The 19,203-nt window shown below is 66.3% G+C and carries 19 protein-coding genes, 1 tRNA gene and 1 riboswitch; of the genes, 4 read left to right on the top strand and 16 right to left on the bottom strand.

What is annotated here, in order from left to right; genetic code table 11:
* Positions 1-97: 97 nt before the first annotated feature.
* Positions 98-173 (top strand) — tRNA-Lys (locus tag MESOP_RS18125).
* Between the two features lie 76 nt (positions 174-249).
* On the opposite strand, the gene MESOP_RS18130 is transcribed toward MESOP_RS18125, so the two are convergent.
* The 8 genes from MESOP_RS18130 to MESOP_RS18165 form a co-directional block, all read right to left on the bottom strand.
* On the bottom strand, positions 250-519 hold the full coding sequence (locus MESOP_RS18130; RefSeq protein WP_150111210.1) for a hypothetical protein: 270 nt from the start codon (positions 517-519) through the stop codon (positions 250-252).
* Between the two features lie 88 nt (positions 520-607).
* Positions 608-1,618 carry a nicotinate-nucleotide--dimethylbenzimidazole phosphoribosyltransferase gene (cobT, locus tag MESOP_RS18135; protein WP_013894792.1) on the bottom strand — a complete coding sequence of 337 codons (1,011 nt, stop codon included), beginning with the start codon at positions 1,616-1,618 and terminating at the stop codon, positions 608-610.
* Positions 1,619-1,657: 39 nt separating this feature from the next.
* Positions 1,658-2,434, bottom strand: coding sequence for an adenosylcobinamide-GDP ribazoletransferase (gene cobS, locus MESOP_RS18140; protein ID WP_013894793.1), 777 nt, complete (start codon positions 2,432-2,434; stop codon positions 1,658-1,660).
* Between the two features lie 3 nt (positions 2,435-2,437).
* Positions 2,438-3,751 carry a cobyrinic acid a,c-diamide synthase CobB gene (locus MESOP_RS18145; RefSeq protein ID WP_013894794.1) on the bottom strand — a complete coding sequence of 438 codons (1,314 nt, stop codon included), beginning with the start codon at positions 3,749-3,751 and terminating at the stop codon, positions 2,438-2,440.
* Positions 3,748-4,566, bottom strand: a complete 819-nt coding sequence (cobA, locus tag MESOP_RS18150) for a uroporphyrinogen-III C-methyltransferase (RefSeq protein WP_013894795.1) — start codon at positions 4,564-4,566, stop codon at positions 3,748-3,750. The genes MESOP_RS18145 and cobA overlap by 4 nt, the downstream gene beginning before the upstream one ends.
* Positions 4,563-5,327, bottom strand: a complete 765-nt coding sequence (gene cobM, locus MESOP_RS18155; protein WP_013894796.1) for a precorrin-4 C(11)-methyltransferase — start codon at positions 5,325-5,327, stop codon at positions 4,563-4,565. Before cobM ends, cobA begins: the two co-directional genes overlap by 4 nt.
* A complete protein-coding gene (locus MESOP_RS18160) occupies positions 5,324-5,710 on the bottom strand; it encodes a cobalamin biosynthesis protein (protein ID WP_013894797.1) in 387 nt (128 codons plus the stop codon). The genes cobM and MESOP_RS18160 overlap by 4 nt, the downstream gene beginning before the upstream one ends.
* Positions 5,707-6,948 carry a bifunctional cobalt-precorrin-7 (C(5))-methyltransferase/cobalt-precorrin-6B (C(15))-methyltransferase gene (locus MESOP_RS18165; RefSeq protein ID WP_013894798.1) on the bottom strand — a complete coding sequence of 414 codons (1,242 nt, stop codon included), beginning with the start codon at positions 6,946-6,948 and terminating at the stop codon, positions 5,707-5,709. The genes MESOP_RS18160 and MESOP_RS18165 overlap by 4 nt, the downstream gene beginning before the upstream one ends.
* 1 nt (position 6,949) lies before the next feature.
* Here MESOP_RS18165 and MESOP_RS18170 point away from each other — a divergent pair, with 1 nt between their 5' ends.
* Positions 6,950-7,711, top strand: a complete 762-nt coding sequence (locus MESOP_RS18170; RefSeq protein WP_013894799.1) for a cobalt-precorrin-6A reductase — start codon at positions 6,950-6,952, stop codon at positions 7,709-7,711.
* On the opposite strand, the gene MESOP_RS18175 is transcribed toward MESOP_RS18170, so the two are convergent.
* The 8 genes from MESOP_RS18175 to MESOP_RS18210 form a co-directional block, all read right to left on the bottom strand.
* Complete coding sequence (locus tag MESOP_RS18175) at positions 7,675-8,439, bottom strand: precorrin-3B C(17)-methyltransferase (protein WP_013894800.1); 765 nt, start codon at positions 8,437-8,439, stop codon at positions 7,675-7,677. The two genes, MESOP_RS18170 and MESOP_RS18175, sit on opposite strands and share 37 nt — an antisense overlap.
* A complete protein-coding gene (locus MESOP_RS18180; RefSeq protein ID WP_013894801.1) occupies positions 8,436-9,194 on the bottom strand; it encodes a precorrin-2 C(20)-methyltransferase in 759 nt (252 codons plus the stop codon). Before MESOP_RS18180 ends, MESOP_RS18175 begins: the two co-directional genes overlap by 4 nt.
* On the bottom strand, positions 9,191-9,823 hold the full coding sequence (locus tag MESOP_RS18185; protein WP_013894802.1) for a precorrin-8X methylmutase: 633 nt from the start codon (positions 9,821-9,823) through the stop codon (positions 9,191-9,193). Before MESOP_RS18185 ends, MESOP_RS18180 begins: the two co-directional genes overlap by 4 nt.
* A gap of 2 nt (positions 9,824-9,825) precedes the next feature.
* The gene (gene cobG, locus MESOP_RS18190) at positions 9,826-11,319 is read right to left on the bottom strand and encodes a precorrin-3B synthase (protein WP_013894803.1); all 1,494 of its coding nucleotides are present in this window, start codon (positions 11,317-11,319) and stop codon (positions 9,826-9,828) included.
* Entirely contained in the window at positions 11,316-14,960 is a 3,645-nt protein-coding gene (locus MESOP_RS18195) for a cobaltochelatase subunit CobN (RefSeq protein WP_013894804.1), read from the bottom strand. Before MESOP_RS18195 ends, cobG begins: the two co-directional genes overlap by 4 nt.
* Positions 14,961-14,976: 16 nt before the next feature.
* Positions 14,977-16,029 carry a cobalamin biosynthesis protein CobW gene (gene cobW / locus MESOP_RS18200; protein WP_013894805.1) on the bottom strand — a complete coding sequence of 351 codons (1,053 nt, stop codon included), beginning with the start codon at positions 16,027-16,029 and terminating at the stop codon, positions 14,977-14,979.
* Positions 16,030-16,031: 2 nt separating this feature from the next.
* Complete coding sequence (locus MESOP_RS18205; protein ID WP_013894806.1) at positions 16,032-16,460, bottom strand: DUF1636 family protein; 429 nt, start codon at positions 16,458-16,460, stop codon at positions 16,032-16,034.
* A gap of 38 nt (positions 16,461-16,498) precedes the next feature.
* A riboswitch (cobalamin riboswitch) is annotated at positions 16,499-16,703 on the bottom strand.
* Positions 16,704-16,732: 29 nt separating this feature from the next.
* On the bottom strand, positions 16,733-17,932 hold the full coding sequence (locus MESOP_RS18210; protein ID WP_013894807.1) for a winged helix-turn-helix domain-containing protein: 1,200 nt from the start codon (positions 17,930-17,932) through the stop codon (positions 16,733-16,735).
* 333 nt (positions 17,933-18,265) lie between these two features.
* On the opposite strand from MESOP_RS18210, the gene MESOP_RS18215 reads away from it, so the two are divergent.
* Both MESOP_RS18215 and MESOP_RS18220 read left to right on the top strand, forming a co-directional pair.
* Complete coding sequence (locus tag MESOP_RS18215; protein WP_010910112.1) at positions 18,266-18,631, top strand: NADH-quinone oxidoreductase subunit A; 366 nt, start codon at positions 18,266-18,268, stop codon at positions 18,629-18,631.
* On the top strand, positions 18,622-19,203 hold the full coding sequence (locus MESOP_RS18220) for a NuoB/complex I 20 kDa subunit family protein (protein ID WP_013894808.1): 582 nt from the start codon (positions 18,622-18,624) through the stop codon (positions 19,201-19,203). Before MESOP_RS18215 ends, MESOP_RS18220 begins: the two co-directional genes overlap by 10 nt.

Here is a 19,203-nt window from a genome sequence, read left to right on the forward strand (position 1 = left end):
GCTGAAAGCGATTTGTCGGGAAATGACTCCGGCAGGGCTGGACATGACGGATGGTGGCGGCTATATGCCCGCCAACGCCGGTTTTTGCCGGCCGAGTGGGTGCGTAGCTCAGTTGGTAGAGCAGCTGACTCTTAATCAGCGGGTCCACAGTTCAATCCTGTGCGCACCCACCAAATTCCTAGAAGACTTGGTGGAAAGACCCTGAAAGCGGGAAACCGATGCGGCTCATCCAAGGTGAGCCATCGGCGTTCAAAGGCGATTATTGCCGCGCCCAAAAACGCGGCCCAGAAACCTGCCGAATCGAAAAGCGATGCCACCGTTCACGCTTTGATGTTCGCCGACGTCACTGCCGGCCTTTCCTCCTGAAAAATCGCTGATGAGCCACCAGAAGAAAATCAGGAAAAGAACAAGAATCCCGGTGTCGATTGGGCCGTAGGTGGAGTATCCGCTGCGCCAAAGCACACCAGCACACATTGCAGCGATGGTTGCAGCAGCAGCGACTGGATGTAGCTTTTTCATCCTAAAACTCTATTGGAGAATCGCCTGGAACGAAAGCTGCCGTCCTGTGGGGCAGCCCTGTCGGCCGCACCCACCGGAAATCCCCTGATTACTTCTCCGACACACCAGCCTCGGCAAAGCTCGCCATCCTGGCATGGCACTCCAATGCCGAGCGGACGATGTTGACGGCGAGGCAGGCGCCGGAGCCTTCGCCGAGCCGCATGCCGAGATCGAGCAGCGGCGGCAGGCCGAGCGCTTCGAGCAGACCACGATGGCCTGATTCGGCCGAGACGTGGGCGGCGATCGTGTGGGCGAGGCCTGTCGGATGCAGCCTTGCCAGCGGGGCCGCTGCGGCGGTGCAGACGAAGCCGTCGAGCAGCACTGGTATGCCGAGATGCCGGGCGGCCAGCGTGGCGCCGAAGATGGCTGCGAGTTCGCGCCCGCCGAGCGTTGCGGCCACGCTCAGCGGATCGGCAAGGGCGGCGGCGTGACGCTTCAGGCCGGCCTCGATGGCGACCACCTTGCGCTTCAGGCCGGCATCGTCGACGCCGGTGCCGCGCCCGGTCCATTTTTCGGCACCGCCGCCGAACAGGGCGGCTGAAATGGCGGCGGCCGGCGTGGTGTTGCCGATCCCCATCTCGCCGAAGCAGATGAGGTCCAAATCCTTCGTCACCGCGTCATGGCCGGCCGAGACGGCGGCCAGGAACGCTTCCTCGTCCAGGGCCGGCACTTGCGTGAAATCGCCGGTCGGATGGTCGAGGTCGAGCGGGATGACATCGAGTTCGGCGCCGGCAATGCGGGCAAGCTGGTTGATGGCGGCACCGCCGCCGGCGAAATTCGCCACCATCTGCACGGTGACTTCCGAAGGGTAGGCCGACACACCCTGCGCGGTAACGCCATGATTGCCAGCGAAAACGAAGACTTTCACCCGGTCGAGCCTCGGCATGTCGCGGCCCTGCCAGCGCGCCAGCCATGCGGCGATGGTTTCGAGCCGGCCGAGGCTGCCCTGGGGCTTGGTCAGCGTGTCCTGGCGGCGGGCGACCGCATCGGCGGCCGCATCGCTGCCGGCGGGCAGGTCGCGGCAGGCCGCGCGCAGTTCATCGAGGGATTTGAAGGACATGGGGGAAAAATCTCCAAAAGGGAATCAAGCCAAGGGAAATCAAGAGAGGGCGACGGAAGCGACGAGCAGCACCGCGATTTCGCTCACCTGCTGCAGGGCGCCGATGGTGTCGCCGGTCTGGCCATCGATCTGGTTGAGGCAAAGGGCGTGGAAGGCGGCAAACAGCAGGCCGAGCAGGATCAGCGCGGCGATGGCGCCGCCGATCCCGAGCAGGAAGAGCGGGATGGCGCCGAGCACGGCGCCGGCGATTGCCGTTTCCCGCGAGACGGTGCCGGCGCCGGCCGAAAGGCCGTCGTCGCGGGCCGGGGGCAAGATGTGCATGAAGGCGCCGAGCACGCCGCGCGAGGCCGTGTGCGCGGCAATGAGGGCGAAGAGCGCCTGTGTCGGGTCGACGAGTTCGGAGAGTGCGCTCCAGCGGATCAGCAGTGACAGGGCCAGCGCCATGGCGCCGTAAGCGCCGATGCGACTGTCGCGCATGATCTCGAGTTTGCGGCCGCGCGACTTGCCGCCGCCAAAACCGTCGGCGACATCGGACAGCCCGTCTTCATGCAGGCAGCCGGTGGTGACCACGGTTGCAACCAGCGCAAGCGCCGCCGCCGGGCCCATGGCAAGGCCAAACCGTTCCGCCGTGGCAAAGACGATCGCGCCGATCAGGCCGACGACGACGCCGGCGACGGGCGCCGCCCAGATCGCGGCGGCAAGGCCGCGGCCGCGAAAATCGAACACGGGCAGCGGCAGCCTGGTGAAGAAGACCAGGCAGAGCGCGATGTCGCCGGGGATTTGCCGGGGCGAGAAGGTCAAGTTGGGGAGCTTCATGGCCTAACCCCTCGCAATGGCATGGAAGAAGCTGCCACTGACATGGCCGCGCCGATAGCCCGAAGCGCCGATCGGATTGCCCTGGCCATCGGCGAGGTCGGCCAGCGGCTCGTCATTGCCGGTGGCAGTCATCTGCGCATAATGGAATTCGTGGCCCCGGATCAGCGCTCCCTGTGAGCCCAACGGACAATCCGCACGCAGCCGCGCCTCGCGATAGCCGAGGTTCATCTTGCGTTTGGCGAAGCTGGTGGAATGACCGAGCAGGCCAAGCATGCGATGCGTTTGGCCCGAGGCATCCTCGATCGCCTCGCCGAGCACCATGAAGCCGCCGCACTCGCCATGGATGGGCTTTGTTGCAGCGAAGCGGGTTATCCCTGTCTTGAAGGTCTCCGCTGCTGCCAGGCGACCGGCATGGAGTTCGGGATAGCCGCCGGGCAGCCAACAGACATCGCAGCTCTCGTCAGGCGCTTCATCGGCAAGCGGCGAGAACGGGACGATCTCGGCGCCGGCCTTGCGCCAGTAGGCCACCACATGCGGATAGAGGAAGGTGAAGGCGGCATCTTCCGCCAGCGCGATGCGTTGGCCGGGCGGCTGCAGCGCGTCTTCAAAGCCGCCGGTTGCCGGGGCGAGGGGCGTTGCCAGCCTCATCACGGCGTCGAGGTCGAGCGATTTCTCCGCCATGTCGGCCAGTCGGTCGAGATGCGCCATCAAGTCATCATACTCACCGGCCTGGACGAGGCCGAGATGGCGTTCTGGTAGATTGAGCGTGGGATCGCGCAGGATGGCGCCGACGACGGGCAGGCCGATCGCCTCGATGGCGTCGCCGGACAGCCGCCGGTGACGCTCGCTGCCCAGCCGGTTGAGCACGACGCCGGCCATGCGCACGTCGGGATCGTAGGTGGCGAACCCCTTGGCGACGGCCGCCGCCGTGGTCGATTGACCGGACACGTCGAGCACCAGCAGCACCGGCAGGCCGTAGAGCCGGGCAAGATCCGCCGCCGAGCCGGTGCGGCCCGGCGCGGCCGGAATGCCGTCGAACAGGCCCATGGCGCTTTCGAGGATGACGAAATCGGCATCGTCGGCGGCTTGCGCGGCGAGCGCGTTGAGCAGCGACGGCGGCATCGCCCAGCTGTCGAGGTTGACGCCGGACAGGCCGGTGGCGGCGGTGTGAAAGCCGGGATCGATGTAGTCAGGGCCGGATTTGGCGCCGCGCACTTTGAGCCCACGCCGGGTGAGCGCGCGCAGGATGCCGATGGTGACGCTGGTCTTGCCGGAGCCGGAGCGCGGCGCACCGATGATGATGGCCCGTGCCGTCATGCCCCGCCCGCCAGTGCCGCGCGCATGGCGACGATGCCGCCGACGACGATCAGCGCCGGCGAGGCGAGCCCCGCGGCGGCTGCTTGCTCGGCGATGGTGGCGAGCGTGGCGACGACGGTTCGCTCCTGCGGCGTGGTGGCGGCGACGATCACCGCCGCCGGTGTCGACGGCGCCAGCCCGCCATCGAGCAGTGCCGCTGCGATCAGGGGCAGATTGGCCATGCCCATATAGACGACGACAGGCTGGCCGGTGCGGGCGATTGCCGCCCAGTCGATATCGTCATCGGTGCCGGCGGCGTGGCCGGTCGCCAGGATCACAGCCTTGTTGATGCCTCGCATGGTGGCCGGGATGCCGGTAGCGGTTAGTGCGCTGAGGCCCGATGTCAGGCCGGGCAGGACGCGGAAGGGAATGCCTTCACGGGCGAGTGCCAGGGCTTCTTCACCGCCGCGACCGAAAATATAGGGATCGCCGCCCTTCAGCCTGATGACGCGACGGCCTTCGCGGGCCAGCCGCACCAGCAGCGCGGTGATGTCGTCCTGCTTCATCGACGGTCTTCCGCCGCGCTTGCCGGCAAAGAACAGCTCGGCATTTTCGGCAACCGCGACGACATCAGGCGAGACAAGAGCGTCGTAGACCAGCGCATCCGCTTCGGCCAGTGCCGCCAGCACTTCCAAGGTCAGGCAGCCGGGATCTCCGGGGCCGGCGCCGGCCAGCCAGACATGGCCCGGATCGAGCGGGCGCGGCTTGAAGTTCAGCCGCGACAAGGCCTGTTCGAGCGTGGCGTTGCCGCCCTTGTTTTTGCTGTTGCCGCTCACAATCCGTCCCGTCCGCGAAAACGCCGCTGGTAATGGGCGTCATAAAGAGAACTCTCGCCAAACCCTTCCGCTGCAAGCGAGCGGCCAACGAAGATGATCGCAGTGCGCTCCATCGGATCGGCCGCAAGCTGTGCCTCGATCGTTTCCAGCGTTCCCGTCAGCACTCGCTCATCCGGCCATGAGGCGCGGAAGACGATCGCTACCGGGCAATCACCGCCATAGTGCGGCGTCAGCTCGGCGACGACGCGGTCGATGGCGTGGATGGCCAGATGAATGGCCAGCGTGGCGCCGGTGCGGCCGAAGCCGGCCAGCGTTTCACCTGATGGCATCCTTGAGGCGCGGCCGGAGATGCGGGTCAGCACCAGGCTCTGCGCGACCTCGGGAATGGTCAGCTCGCGGCGCAGCGCGGCCGCTGCGGCGGCGAAGGACGGGACGCCCGGCGTCAGCGTGTAAGGGATGCCGTGCTTTTCCAGCCGGCGGATCTGCTCGGCGACGGCGCTCCACACCGACAGGTCGCCGGAATGCAGGCGGGCGACGTCGTGGCCGGCTCTGTGGGCATCGAGGTAGGCGGCTTCGATCTCGTCGAGCGACATCGGCGCGGTGTCGATCAGCTTTGTACCCGGCGCGCAGTGCTGCAGCAATTCGGGCGCGACGATCGAGCCGGCATGGAGGCAGACCGGGCAGCTTGCCAACAGTTTGGCACCGCGCAGCGTGATGAGATCGGCGGCGCCCGGACCGGCGCCGATGAAATGAACGGTCATGGCGCGTCTCCGCTGATGGCGATGGCGCAGGTGACGGGGCCAAGCACCGTGCGGGGGCCGAGCAGCCTGGCGCCTTTGCCGGCCACCGCAAGGGCCGATGCTTCGGAAACCGATGGCGTGCCGGCCAGCTCTTGCGAGAGATCGGAATGGCTGAGCGTGTCCGTCGATACGGCCTGAAGCGCTGTGTCATCGACGATGATGACCGGTAGGTTCAGCGCGCGGCCGGCAGCGGCGATCGCATCCTCATCCTGTTTGAGCGTGGCGGTCGCCAGTGCGGAAAGCGCCGTCGTCGCCAGCCCATGCGCTTCGAGAGCGGTTTCGATCGCCGCAAGCACGTCTTCAACGTTCACGCCTTTTCGGCTGCCGATGCCCGCGACCATCATGGTTTTACCCAGCTCCATTGGGTCACCGGCATGGCCGGCCGCCAGGCCTGCATCGAGCCGACCGGCGAAGCGCGCGAAATGGCGATGCGCGTGAGATCGCCGCCCAGTTTTATGTGCTGGGCGAGAAGCAGGGTCTCCATCTCCAATGTCACCGCATTGGCGACGAGCCGGCCGCCGGGGCGCAGCGCCTTGATGGCGGCGGCCAACACGCCGGAGTCGCTGCCGCCGCCACCGATGAAGATGGCGTCGGGCGTGTCCAGTTTGGCAAGCGCCCTGGGCGCGCTGCCTTCCACCACGACGAGGCCGGGAACGCCGCAGGCAGCGGCGTTGTTGCCGATGCGAGTGGCGCGGATGGGGTCGGCTTCGATGGCAATCGTGCGCATCAGGGGGTGGGCGAGCATCCATTCGATGCCGATGGAGCCCGAACCGGCGCCGATGTCCCACAGCAGTTCGCCGCGCCTTGGCGCCAGCGCCGACAGGGTGATGGCGCGGATTTCGCGCTTGGTGATCTGGCCGTCATGGTCGAACAAATGATCGGCAAGGCCAACCGTGAGCGGCAGCACGCGGGCTTGCGGGCTCGAATCAATTTCGATAGCCAAAACGTTGAGTGGATTGATGTTTTCGATGTCGAAGGCATCGGCGCGGGCGGAGCGCTGGGTCTCCTTCGGACCGCCCAGCGCCTCCAAAACCGTCAGCCGCGAGGCGCCAAAATCGAGTTCGGTGAGCAGGTGCGCAATTGCGGCCGGTGCGTCGCCATCGGATGTCAGCGCCAGAATGCGCGCGTTGGGTTGCAGCATGGGGCGGATCAGGTCGATCGAGTGGCCATGCAGCGAGACGGTCTCGATCTCCTGCAGCGCCCAGCCAAGGCGCGCGGCTGCCAGCGAAACGGCTGACGGAGCGGGGATGACATGCATCTCACGCGCTTTGACCTTGCGGGCGAGGGTGGCGCCGACTCCATGGAAAAAGGGATCGCCGGAGGCGAGCACGCAGACGTTTCTGCCGGCAAGCGCCAGCACATCGCGCATCTCCGGATCGAAAGGAACCGGCCAGGGACGGGGTTCGCCCTTGGCGAAGGAAGCGACCAGCGCCAGATGCCGCTTGCCGCCGAAGATGATTTCCGCCCCGGCAATCCGCTGCTTGGCCTCGTCGCCGAGACCCGCTAAACCGTCCTCGCCGATGCCGACGATGGTGAGCCACCTCGCGTTGAGCTTGGCGCCGCGCGGACCCTCAACAGGCATGATGACCCACCGCATTCTGATCCTCGGCGGCACGACGGAGGCCCGGCAACTCGCCGGGAAGCTGGCCGCGCGCGCTTCGGTCACGCTGTCGCTGGCCGGCCGCACCGAAAGCCCGGTGGCGCAAGGGGTGCCGGTGCGAAGCGGAGGATTTGGCGGCGCCGACGGGCTGGCCGCTTATCTCAGGGAGACGCGCACCGATCTGCTGATCGACGCCACGCATCCCTACGCGGCGCGAATCTCCGCTAACGCCGCGCAGGCGGCGCGCATGGCCGGCGTGCCGATCCTCGCCTTGCGCCGCCCAGGCTGGGAACCGGTAGAAGGCGACCGCTGGACGCTGGTCGATACGGTCGATGATGCCGTGCAAGCGCTGGGAGCGGCGCCGCGCCGCGTGTTCCTGGCGCTGGGCCGGCAAGAGGCCGGTGCCTTCGACGCCGCGCCCCAGCACCATTATCTCATTCGCAGCGTCGATCCGGTCGAACCGAAGCTGGCTGTGCCAGATGCGACCTATCTGCTGGCGCGAGGACCGTTCCGGGAGGACGACGAACGCGCCCTGCTCGAAACGCATCGTATCGAAATTGTCGTGTCCAAGAACAGCGGCGGCGCGGCCAGCTACGGCAAGATCGCCGCGGCGCGGGCGCTGGGCGTCGACGTGGTCATGGTCCAAAGGCCTGATCTGCCGGATGTTCCCTCGGCGGAAACCGTCGAAGTGCTGGCCGCGATGATCGATCATTTTGTCGGGCCCGCTGCCGAACGCGGCGTGTAGACCAGCGCCGGCTTGTCGCCGCGCTTGATGATCCGGGTTTCCTGAGAGCCGATGATGATGCAGGTCGCCATGTCGGCCTTCTCAGCCTCGACATCGGCCAGCAGATAGACCTCGATGCGCTCGTCCGGGCGGCCGGCGGCGCGGCCGAAAATGACCGGCGTGGTGCCGGGCAGGATGGCGGTCAGGCACTCGAAGGCGCGGCCAAGCTGCCAGGGGCGCGCCTTGCTGATCGGGTTGTAGAGCGCGATGACGAAGCCCGCGCCGGCGGCTGCCAATAGGCGCAGCTCGATCAATTCCCATGGCTTCAGATTGTCGGACAGCGAGATGGCGCAGAAATCATGGCCAAGTGGTGCGCCGATGCGGGCGGCGACCGCCAGCATCGCGGTGATGCCGGGAACGACCGCGATATCGACGGCGCGCCATTCGGCTGGGCCGGCTTCGATCGCCTCGCAGACGGCGGCCGCCATGGCGAACACGCCGGGGTCGCCGCCAGAGACCACGGCGACGTCATGGCCTTCCGCGGCCTTGATCAGGGCATCCTTGGAGCGGGCGAGTTCCTCGCGATTGTCGGAGGCGACGCGGGTCTGGTCGGGGCGAAGCTCCAATCGGTCGAGATAGGGCTTGTAGCCATAGAAGAATTTCGCCTGCGCCACAGCACGGCTGGCTTCCGGCGTGACCTGGTCGGCATTGCCGGGGCCGAGGCCGATGACGGTGAGGCGGCCGCTCATGATTGCGCTCCCAGCGCACCGGGCCGGCCGGACCAGCCGGCCACCAGCACGATGGCGAAATAGGGCGCCTTGTCATCCTGTTTGTCGGCAAGCCTCATCGAAACGCTGCCGGCCATGGTGCCACGCTCGACATAGACGGCGCGCGTCAGCTTGCCGGTCGCCTCCAGCGCGCGCCTGATCTTGGGCAGGTTGCGGCCGACCTTCATGATCACGGCGGCATCGGTGTCGGCGAGCCGGCGGCTCAGCTCGAATTCGCTCATCGTGCCGGGCAGCACGGTCAGCACGTCATCGCCCTGGACGATCGGAACACCGGTCTGCGACCAGCAGCCGGACATGGCGGTGATACCGGGAATGACTTCGGTCGGGAAGCGATGGGCGAGGCGCACATGCAGGTGCATGTAGGAGCCGTAGAACAGCGGGTCGCCTTCGGACAGCACGGCAACCATCCTGCCGGCTTCGAGGTGCCTGGCGACCGCCTCGGCGGACTCTTCGTAGAAAGTCGTGATCTGCGACCGGTAGTCGTCGTGGTCCTTGTCGATCTCGGTGGTCACGGGATAGAGCAGGGGCAGTTCCGTCATGTCCGGACGGAAGCGCGTTTCAACGATGGCGCGCGCGTTGCTGTTGTTGCCGCGCTTGGCGAAATAGGCCACCACATCGGCCTCGGCCAAGGCCCGCGCGGCTTTCAGCGTCAACAGCTCGGGGTCGCCGGGACCTGTGCCGACGCCGACAAGACGGCCTTTTGCGATGGCGTTCACAGGCCGGGCCTCGCCAATGAATTGAGCGCGGCGGCGGTCATGGCGCTGCCGCCGAGCCGGCCGCGCACGATGGCGTAGGGCACGCCATAGGAATTCTCGGCCAGCGCATCCTTGGATTCGGCGGCACCGACGAAGCCAACCGGCATGCCGATGATGGCCGCAGGCTTCGGGGCGCCGTCGCGCAGTTTCTCCAGGAGATAGAACAGCGCGGTCGGCGCGTTGCCGATGGCGACGACGGAGCCTGCCATGCGCTCGCCCCACAGGTCTATTGCCGCGGCCGAACGGGTGTTGCCGATTTCCCTGGCGATGTCGTGCGTCCGCGGGTCGCGCAATGTGCAGATCACCTCGTTGCCGGCCGGCAGCCGGGCGCGGGTGACGCCATGCGAGACCATCTCCGCGTCGCAGTAGATCGGCGCGCCGGCCGCCAAAGCGGTGCGGGCGGCGGCAACGAAATCAGGGGAGAAAACGAAATGGCTTGATGCCTCGACCTGGCCGCAAGCATGGATCATGCGGATTGCGACATCGGCCTCGGCTTCCGAGAAGCGAGAAAGGTCGGCCTCGGCGCGAATGATGGCGAAGGAGCGCTCGTAGATCGCCGTGCCGTCGTGAATGTAGTCGTAGGCGGCCATGTTCATTTCCGTTTTTTGGTTTGGGCCTGTCGGTAAGCCTCGGCGATGCCGGCCGGCCCGAGCCTTGTCAGGCAAGCGGCGGCTGTTTCGCCCGGATATCGTGCGCTGCGGATCACTGCGGCGACGCGACTGAAACCACGCGCGGCGTCATAGCCCGGCCTGTACCCGGCAGGAAGGGCCTTTGCCGTCGCGTTCACGACAAGTCCGGCTCCATTTTCGCCGCCGACGATCGTCAGCGCCGCCGGGCCGGGATGCGCGCAGCCCTTGGCGCAGCCGGAAATGTGCAGCGTGAAGTCGAGGATGTCGGCGTTTTCGGCGGCGATCGTCCCGGCTATGTCGCGCGTGGCGATGCGGCCGGAAGCACAGGCCGGGGTGCCGGCGCAAGCCGCGATGCGCGTGCGCGGGTCGGTGGGGGAGGTGACGAAGCCGAGGGCGGCGGCTGTGTCTTGAAGGGGCTGGTTGGCGGCCGGTGGCTGGCCGAGGAAGAGCAAAGCGCGGCCTGGGGCGAGGCGGATTTCGATGGTGCCGAGGGCGAGGGCGCTTTGGGCGAGGGCGATGATTTTGTCCGCCGGCATGCTGCCGTAGGGGAGGGCTATGCCGAGGGTGAAAGTGTCGCCGGCCAAAGGGAAAAGGCCGATAGGTTTGCGCGAGGCGCCCCCCTCTGTCCTGCCGGACATCTCCCCCTCAAGGGGGGAGATTACGCTGTCACCGATGGTTTCGCCAATCTCCGGTCTTGTTAAGGAAAAGCCGGCGCCCGAACTGCCAATCTCCCCCCTTGAGGGGGAGATGTCCGGCAGGACAGAGGGGGGCGCCTCGCGCAAACTTGTCAAGCATAGCCAACCTGCCAGAGACACCAACTGTCGATCCGACAAATCCCGTGTGTGAGCCTCACGGCCTTTCTCGGCGACCATTCTCAGCGCAGCGACGGCAATGTCTCTCGCAGCATTTGCATCGACCTTTGCCAATACCTTCGCGTTTCGGCCGTCGCCCGCAATCGATACGCTCCAAACGATGTCGTTGTCGGCTCGCACCGCCTTCAGCCGCACATCAGCTGTCACTGCATCCATCGACAGCTGCCCGCCGCCGTCCACGATGACCGAAACCTTCGGCCCCAGCCGTTGCGTCAACCCAGCCTCATCGACCGCCACCCTGATCCGCTCAGCCATAGGCCGCGGATCGGCAATCTCCTGCGGGTCGATGCCCGCCAGCGGTCCCGTCTCGACCGGCACGCCTGTGCGCACCGCAATGCCCAGCGCATCGACCTCTGCTGCCAGCAGCGCGGCGCTGTCCGCTGTTAGCCCGCGTATTTGCAGGCTGCCGCGCGCGGTCACCTCCATGATGCCGTTGCCGTGCCGCAGGGCGGATTCGGCCAGGGCGATCAACAGCTCCGGCGACAGGCCTCCGGCAACCGGGTTGAGCCGCACCAATAGCCCGTCGCCGGTCAGCATCGGCGCCGACAGAGCCGGGCAGGCGCCACGGCGCGTGAAGGCGTTCATGCCGCCACCTCGAGTGCTTCCGCCTCGGCAATCAGGGCGGCGAGGTCGTCGTCGATGGAGTTGCGCAGGGGATGCCAGAGGCCACGCCGGCGCGCCGAGAGAAAACGCTCGGCAATGACTTTCGCGGCGGCCGGGTTTTCGCGCAGGATGAAGGCGCGAACTTCGGCGTCGCCGACATAGGCGTCGTGCACGGCCTCGATCAGCGCGCTTGGTATGGCATGGGTGGTCTCGGCAAAGCCGACCAGCCGGTCGACCGTCTCGGCGAATTCGGAGGCGCCGCGCGGGCCGTGCCGCATCTGGCCGGCGATGAAACGCGCATTGACGGCGCGGGCACGCACGACACGGGCCACCGCCTCACCGACCGAGCGTGGCTTCGGCTTTTGCGGATCCGTGGTGTCGAGCACGATAACGTCGGCATTCCTGCCGAGCGCCGCGAGTGCGGCCGAAAAGCCGCCGATGAAGGCGACGTCGGCCGAACCTTCGAGGATGTCGCGGCCGGGGTCGTCGCCGGTGTGGACGAGAAGGTCGGCCTCGGCGATACGGCCCTCGAAAGCGCCGGGGGCGGAGACGCCTTCGCCATCGGCGCCGCCATAGGCATGCGAGGTGGCGTCGAGATAGGCGCGGCCGATCTCCTCGCGCGCGCTCCACTCGCCGCTCGACAGCAGATCCTCCACGCCGGCGCCGTAGGTGCCGGGCGAGGTGCCGAAGATGCGCGGGCTGATCTTGCCGTCCGCGCGGGTTTTGGCGGCGAGCGGGTTTTCCGCATCCTCCTCGTCGCGGGCGGCGACGGCGTTGGCGGCGGCGTCGATCAGCGCGATCTGGGTCGGGAACATGTCGCGGAACAGGCCCGATATGCGCCAGGTGACGTCGACGCGTGGCCTGCCGAGAGTGGCCGGCGGCAGCACTTCGATGCCGGTGATGCGGCCGGTGGCAGCATCCCATTGCGGGCGGCAGCCCATCAACGCCAGACCTTGCGCAATCTCTTCGCCGCCGGTGCGCAACGAGGCCGAGCCCCAGAGGTCGATGACCAGCGAGCGCGGCCAGTCGCCATGCGACTGCATGTAGCCGCGCACCACTTCTTCCGCCGCCGCCTTGCCCAGATCATAGGCGGTCGGCGTCGGCATGGTGCGCGGGTCGGACGTGAACAGGTTGCGGCCGGTGGGCAGCACGTCGGAGCGGCCCCGCGCCGGCGCGCCGGCCGGACCGGCCTTAATGTGGCGGCCATCGAGCGCCGCGAGCAGCGCCGTCCTCTCACTCTCCGCACTTTGGCGGCGCATGGCGTCGGGCTCGTCCTCGGCCGCACGGCCATAGACATGCAACCCGTCCTTGATGGCGAAATCCTTGAGATCGCAAAGCCAGGCGTCGATGCGGCGCAGCGCCTCGTCGGGCGCATCGGTCCTGGCGACGCCAGCTTCCGAGGCGAGGCCGGTTTTCTGTGCGGTGTCGACGATCAGCTTGGCCAGACGATCGCGGCGGCGGCGGTCGAGGCCATCGGCCTGGGCGTATTCGTCGACCAGCCGTTCGAGCTTGTGCTGGTTTTCGTCGAGCCCGGCACCGGTCAGCGGCGGCGGCAGATGGCCAAGCGTGACGGCGGCGATGCGCCGCTTGGCCTGCGCTGCCTCGCCGGGGTTGGAGACGATGAAGGGATAGATGACGGGCAGCGGACCGGTGACGATCTCGGGAAAGCAGTTTTCCGAAAGCGCGACGGTTTTGCCCGGCAGCCATTCCAGCGTGCCATGGGCGCCGACATGGATAAGGGCATGGACGCCGAGCGACTTGCGCAGCCAGAGGCCAAAGGCGAGGAGCGCATGGCGGGGCGGGAGCGTCGGATCGTGATAGTCGGCGCGGCGGTCGGCGGAGCGACCGCGATCGGGGGCGAGGGCTACGGTGATGTTGCCGAAGGTGGCGGCACGGAAGGGGAAGTGGGTCGAGGTCGGAGCTTGAACACCCCCCTCTGTCCTGCCGGACATCTCCCCCGCAAGGGGGGAGATTGGCAGTTTAGTCGCCGGCTCTCCCTTTACAAGATCGGAGATTGGCGAAGGCGGAGATGGGAGCGCAATCTCCCCCCTAGAGGGGGAGATGTCCGGCAGGACAGAGGGGGGTGCCTCACGCAAGCCTCTCCCTTCGGGTTTTCCCCATGCAGCCTCTACCGCGGCAATTGCCGCTGTTGGCAGGCTCTTCGAGAAGTCCAGATACTCCTCTAACCCTAACCCACTATCGCCCCGCTCCAGCAAACCCAGCAACTCGCGCGGCGTCTCAGGAATCCCCTCAACCCCATAACCCTGCTTCTTCAGGTCGTGCAGCATGGCCAGCACGCTGGACGGCACGTCGAGGCCAACGGCATAGCCGGTGCGGCCGGGGGCGCTTGGGTAGTCCGGGATGAGGATAGCCAGCTTGCGCATCGTGCGGGGCGTTTCCTGCAGCTTGATGAAAGCCGCAATGCGGTCCGCGACTTGGGCGACGCGATCCGGTTCCGGCCGATTGGCGAAAGCGTGATGACCAAGTGCCGGATCGGTCTCGCTCTCGCCCTTGAAGGAAATGGCGCCGGCCAGGATGCGGCCGTCGAGTTCGGGCAGCACGACATGCATGGCGAGGTCGGCGGGTGCCAGGCCACGCTGGTTGTTTTCCCAGACGTCGTGGCGGGTGGTGGCGACGATGACTTGGAAGACGGGCACGCCGGCGCGGTCGAACAGGGTTTCGACGCCGGGTTCGGCGCCGGAGGCAAAGGCGGTCGCGGTGATGATGGCGGCGGGTTTCAGCGTGGCAAGCGCGGTTTCCACGAAGGCCAGGGATGCCGGGTCCTTGAGGCTGGAGACGAAGATCGGGACGGGGGTTATGCCGCGTTGGGTGAGTGCTTCGAAAAGGGCATCGATCGGCGCGACATCGGCGGCTAGCAGCATCGAGCGGTAGAAGAGGATGGGAATGACTGGCGTGGCGTTTCCCTCCCCCTCGAGCGGAGGGTGGCCCGCAGGGCCGGGTGGGGTCGGTACGACCGGGGGCGACGTTTCCTTGAGTCGGCGCGCTTCGGAGAGGACCCCACCCCCGGCCTGCGGCCGGACCCTCCCCTCGTGGGGGAGGGGGACGACGCCGCGACTTGGCTCATAGTAGCCGGCTTTTGGAACTTCGACCGGTTCGACAGTCGTCACATCCTGCCCAGCCAGCCCCGCCAGCCTCCGCACCAGCGCACTCATATTGGCCGGGCCGCCCTCGCGGAAATAGCTGAGCAGGCTATCCAACTCCTCGCGCGGCAGCGTTGAGGCTTCGATGAGGCGGAGATCCTCGTCGTGGCTCTCACCCGGCAGCAGCGCCAGTTTTATGCCGTGCGCGCGGGCGGTCGCGGCGAGCTGGTCGCAGCCGTAGCGCCACCAGTCGTGGCCGCCGAGGATGCGCACGAGGATGATCTTGGCATGGCGGGCGACGCTGTCGACCCAGAGGTCGACGGACATGGGATGACGCAGGTCGCGCAGTGCGGCGAGCCGCATCGAGGGCAAGCGGCCGGCGTCGGCCTTCCACGCCGCTGCCAGTCCAGCCAGATCGCTGTCGGTGAAGGACAGCGCCACGATATCCGCCGGCGTCTGCCGCAGGTCGACCGGCTCGGCGAGATCGTCGAGCGAGGCGGAAGTCGTGGTGAGGATGTGCATCGCGGCCTGTCCGAGATCAGCCGGCGAGTATGCGTTCGATGGCCGGGCGGTTCAGCCCCTTGAGACCGATGACGACGAGGCGCGAACGACGATCGTCCTCGGCCGTCCAGGCGCGGTCATAGTAATGATTGACGCGCGGGCCGACCGCCTGCAGCAAGAGCCGCATCGGCTTGCCGCCGACCTCGACGAAGCCTTTGACGCGCAGCACGTTTTCCTGCTCGGCGGCGTTGGCGACGCGTTTTGCCAGCTCGTCGGGATTGGCGATCGAGGGAATGTCGACGATGAAGGTGTCGAAGTCGTCATGCTCGTGGTCGAACGCGCCGTCATGATGGGATTTGCGGTTCTCGATGTCATCCTCGACGGCGAGGCCGAGGCCGAGCAGCACGGAGGGATCGACCTTGCCGTGCGAGGTCGGCACGATCTTCACGGCGCGGGCGGAGTGTTCGTTGATGATGGCGTTGGCGCGGGCTGAGCCTGCGGCGTCCATCAGGTCGCTCTTCGACAGGATGATCAGGTCGGCGCAGGCGATCTGGTCCTCGAACACTTCCTCAACCGGGTCGTCATGGTCGAGGCTCTCATCCTGAGCGCGCTGCGCCTGCAGCGCGTCCATGTCGTTGGCGACGCGGCCTTCGGCCAGCGCCGGGCCATCGACCACGGCGATCACGCCGTCGACCGTGACGCGGCTTTTCACCGTCGGCCACTGAAACGCCTGGACCAGCGGCTTGGGCAGAGCGAGGCCCGAGGTCTCGATCAGGATGTGGTCGACCTTCGGCGACAGCGCCAGGATTTGGTCGAGCGCCGGCACGAAATCGTCGGCCACGGTGCAGCAGATGCAGCCATTGGCCAGTTCGACGATGTTTTCCTCCGGGCAGGTGTCGATGCCGCAGCCCTTCAATATCTCGCCGTCGATGCCGATGTCGCCGAACTCATTGACGATGATGGCAATGCGTTTGCCGCCGGCGTTTTCCAGGAGATGGCGGACCAGCGTCGTCTTGCCGGCGCCGAGAAAGCCGGTGACGACGGTGCAGGGAACGCGGGAAAGGTTGGCGGACGAATCTGGAGCGGTCATGGTCAGTCCTTCAGCATGTCGAGAGGAGGGATGCGGGCAACGAGGCCGCGCTTGAGGCTATCGGGCCGGCCACGCCATGGGATGAGGCCGTCGGTGGAAGTGGCGAAGAGCTTTGCGCCGGTGACAAGGTCGGCGCCGCTAGCCGTGGTCAGATCGCCGAAGACATAGCTCCAGCAGCCGTCGCGGAGGATCGCGGCGCTGAGGCGGCGCTTGCAATTGCCGAGGCATTCGACGGTGCGGACGCGGATATCTTCGCCCGAGGCGGCGTTGCGCGTATCCTCAGCCAGCAGTTCGCCGGCGCGGGGATGGGCGTCGGAGCCGGTTTCGTCACGGCACGAGGCGCAGACGACGACGGTGACGCCGGCCAAGGCATCGCCGTCGACGGACGAATTGTCCGCTGTGCCAGCCGAAAAACTGCTGTTCTGGTCCAAAAACCGGCTCCTTGCCCGGAAACCCGCCGGGCGATCGGATTATGTTGTCGCAGACGGCAGGTCTCCTGGCTCGCGGGTCATCGCCTTGGTTAGCCGCCTTCCCGGGAACTCCCAGTGGCTTTCGGCCTTGGCTCGTCGCTTACAGTTGCGGGGACAGCCGCGGATTTGAGATTTTCATCCCGCACCGCATTCCCTCTTAGCCCCTCTCATTGAAGAGAAGAGACCGTCTGGAGCGGATTTAGGCTGTTGCGGGCAGGACTGTCAACGCGGGCCTACGACATGGCGATGTCGGCAAGTGACTGTCCGAGGTCGCCAGCGGGCGTCACTTCCATGCGCTCAAGCCCGAGCCAGCCCTGCATTTGCTTCAATTCCTCGAAAAGCTGGGCGGCGGTTTCCGCTGGCGCCTTGGGCTCGGCATAGGCCGCGTGGACGCGTAGCACACTCGCCGGCCGATCGGCCTTGAGGTCGACGCGCGCCACGATCCTGTCGCCGAGCAGGAAGGGTAGGACGTAGTAGCCATATTGGCGCTTTTCGGCCGGCGTGTAGATCTCGATGCGGTAGTGAAAATCGAACAGCCGTTCCGAGCGCGAGCGTTCGAAGACCACAGGATCGAACGGGGCCAGCAAGGCACGGGCGTCGATTTTCCTGGGCAGACGGGCATCCTTGTGCAGGTAAGCGGGCTTATCCCAGCCTTCGACGCGCACCGGCAGCAGCTCACCGAGTTCGACCAATTCCTCCAGGCGGCCCTTCATGTCGGCGGGGGACAAACGGAAATAGTCTCGCAAATCGCCTGATGTCGCCACGCCATGAGCGCGGGCGGAGATGCGCAGCAATTCGCGGTGCGCGTCCTCGGCGGCCGGTACGGGCAGGTCGAGAACCGCCTGCGGCAGCACGCGCTCGGGCAGGTCATAGAAGCGCTCGAACCCGCGGCGGTGCGCCGTCGTGATGCGCCCGGCCCAGAACAGCCATTCGAAGGCATGCTTGGCGTGGCTCCAGCCCCACCAGCCGCCCGAGCCTTTCTGGCCTTCGAGCGCGGAAGCAGCGATCGGGCCGCGCGCGACGACCTCGCGGTAGATCTCTTCTATATAGGCGGCGTGCTCGCGGCCCCATTTGGCCAGCCCCAGATACATCTCTTTGCCTTGCTCGGCGCGCTGCATGCGCCAGCGCATCAGCGGCCAGGTCTCCACCGGCAGGAAGGAGGCCTCGTGCGCCCAGTATTCGAACACCGTGCGCTTGCGGGTGACGGCGGCGTTGTCGAGCAGAGCGAGCGGGTAGGGGCCAAGGCGCGAATAGAGCGGCATGTAATGCGCGCGCACCACCGCGCTTACGGAATCGATCTGCAGCAGGCCGGTACGCGACAGAACGCGGGCGAAATGACGGCGGTCGGGCGTGCCATTGGGGCGGGGGTCGAGAAAACCCTGAGCGGCGAGCGCGACGCGCCGGGCGGTGGCAAGCGAGATCTTTTCCTTCATTCGGATGCGACTCTTGTAACTCGATGACCGTCGTTTGATGGGTGATTCCTGCCCATGCTAGCAGGGTTTTGGCGGCATCCATGTCAGGAGAGAAAAGTGGAGTAGAAAGCGAAGGAAATCAAACAGGAGCGTATCGGACCAGTTTCTCCGTATATGCCGTCCAGCACCGCCTTTTGAACAAGGTTTGACTTGCTTCGCTGGAAGTGCTGCGCTAACCCTCGCCGCGTTGCAGCATAGGCCCCTTAAAACGGTTCAGCGGTTAAACTGTCACGCTTCCGCATTAAGGTCCGGTGCTGTAATCAAAATGGATTGGCGCCAACGGAAAGCCGCTGCATGAACGCACTTCTCAGTTCGTACCTGCCCATCGTCCTGTTCATCGGCGTGGCGCTGGTCGTCGGCCTGGCGCTGCTGGCCGCACCGTTCCTGGTGGCGTACCGCAACCCCGATCCCGAAAAGCTTTCCGCCTACGAGTGCGGTTTCAACTCGTTCGACGACGCCCGCATGAAATTCGACATCCGCTTCTACCTGGTGTCGATCCTGTTCATCATCTTCGACCTGGAAGTGGCCTTCCTGTTTCCCTGGGCGGTGTCCTTCTCGAAGATCGGCATGCTCGGTTTCTGGTCGATGATGGTGTTTTTGGCAGTGCTGACCATCGGCTTTGCCTATGAATGGAAAAAAGGAGCGCTGGAATGGGATTGAACGACAGTTCAGGCACCCTCGTCGCGCCGAAGCCCAAGGGTATCATCGATCCCAACACCGGCAAGCCGGTGGGACAGGACGATCCCTTCTTCCTCGAAATCAACAACGAGCTTGCCGACAAGGGTTTCCTGGTCACCTCGACCGAGGCGCTGATCACCTGGGCGCGCAGCGGCTCGCTGATGTTCATGACCTTCGGTCTGGCGTGCTGCGCGGTCGAGATGATCCATACCTCGATGCCGCGTTATGACTCGGAGCGGTTCGGCGTCGCGCCGCGCGCGTCGCCGCGCCAGTCCGACATCATGATCGTCGCCGGCACGCTGACCAACAAGATGGCGCCGGCGCTGCGCAAGGTCTACGACCAGATGCCGGAGCCACGCTACGTCATATCGATGGGCTCGTGCGCCAATGGCGGCGGCTACTACCACTATTCCTATTCGGTGGTGCGCGGCTGCGACCGTGTCGTGCCGGTGGACATCTATGTGCCCGGCTGCCCGCCGAGCGCCGAAGCCCTGCTCTACGGCATTCTTCTGCTGCAGAAGAAGATCCGCCGCACCGGCACGATCGAACGGTAA

It is taken from the genome of Mesorhizobium opportunistum WSM2075, from assembly GCF_000176035.2.
Classification (GTDB): domain Bacteria; phylum Pseudomonadota; class Alphaproteobacteria; order Rhizobiales; family Rhizobiaceae; genus Mesorhizobium; species Mesorhizobium opportunistum.

Excerpts from the sequence above, each read along its gene's own strand:
- MESOP_RS18130 (WP_150111210.1), bottom strand. The coding sequence starts at position 519 with ATGAAAAAGCTACATCCAGTCGCTGCTGCTGCAACCATCGCTGCAATG.
- cobT (WP_013894792.1), bottom strand. The coding sequence starts at position 1,618 with ATGTCCTTCAAATCCCTCGATGAACTGCGCGCGGCCTGCCGCGACCTG.
- cobS (WP_013894793.1), bottom strand. The coding sequence starts at position 2,434 with ATGAAGCTCCCCAACTTGACCTTCTCGCCCCGGCAAATCCCCGGCGAC.
- MESOP_RS18145 (WP_013894794.1), bottom strand. The coding sequence starts at position 3,751 with ATGACGGCACGGGCCATCATCATCGGTGCGCCGCGCTCCGGCTCCGGC.
- cobM (WP_013894796.1), bottom strand. The coding sequence starts at position 5,327 with ATGACCGTTCATTTCATCGGCGCCGGTCCGGGCGCCGCCGATCTCATC.
- MESOP_RS18160 (WP_013894797.1), bottom strand. The coding sequence starts at position 5,710 with ATGATGGTCGCGGGCATCGGCAGCCGAAAAGGCGTGAACGTTGAAGAC.
- MESOP_RS18165 (WP_013894798.1), bottom strand. The coding sequence starts at position 6,948 with ATGCCTGTTGAGGGTCCGCGCGGCGCCAAGCTCAACGCGAGGTGGCTC.
- MESOP_RS18170 (WP_013894799.1), top strand. The coding sequence starts at position 6,950 with ATGACCCACCGCATTCTGATCCTCGGCGGCACGACGGAGGCCCGGCAA.
- MESOP_RS18175 (WP_013894800.1), bottom strand. The coding sequence starts at position 8,439 with ATGAGCGGCCGCCTCACCGTCATCGGCCTCGGCCCCGGCAATGCCGAC.
- MESOP_RS18185 (WP_013894802.1), bottom strand. The coding sequence starts at position 9,823 with ATGGCCGCCTACGACTACATTCACGACGGCACGGCGATCTACGAGCGC.
- cobG (WP_013894803.1), bottom strand. The coding sequence starts at position 11,319 with ATGAACGCCTTCACGCGCCGTGGCGCCTGCCCGGCTCTGTCGGCGCCG.
- MESOP_RS18195 (WP_013894804.1), bottom strand. The coding sequence starts at position 14,960 with ATGCACATCCTCACCACGACTTCCGCCTCGCTCGACGATCTCGCCGAG.
- cobW (WP_013894805.1), bottom strand. The coding sequence starts at position 16,029 with ATGACCGCTCCAGATTCGTCCGCCAACCTTTCCCGCGTTCCCTGCACC.
- MESOP_RS18210 (WP_013894807.1), bottom strand. The coding sequence starts at position 17,932 with ATGAAGGAAAAGATCTCGCTTGCCACCGCCCGGCGCGTCGCGCTCGCC.
- MESOP_RS18215 (WP_010910112.1), top strand. The coding sequence starts at position 18,266 with ATGAACGCACTTCTCAGTTCGTACCTGCCCATCGTCCTGTTCATCGGC.
- MESOP_RS18220 (WP_013894808.1), top strand. The coding sequence starts at position 18,622 with ATGGGATTGAACGACAGTTCAGGCACCCTCGTCGCGCCGAAGCCCAAG.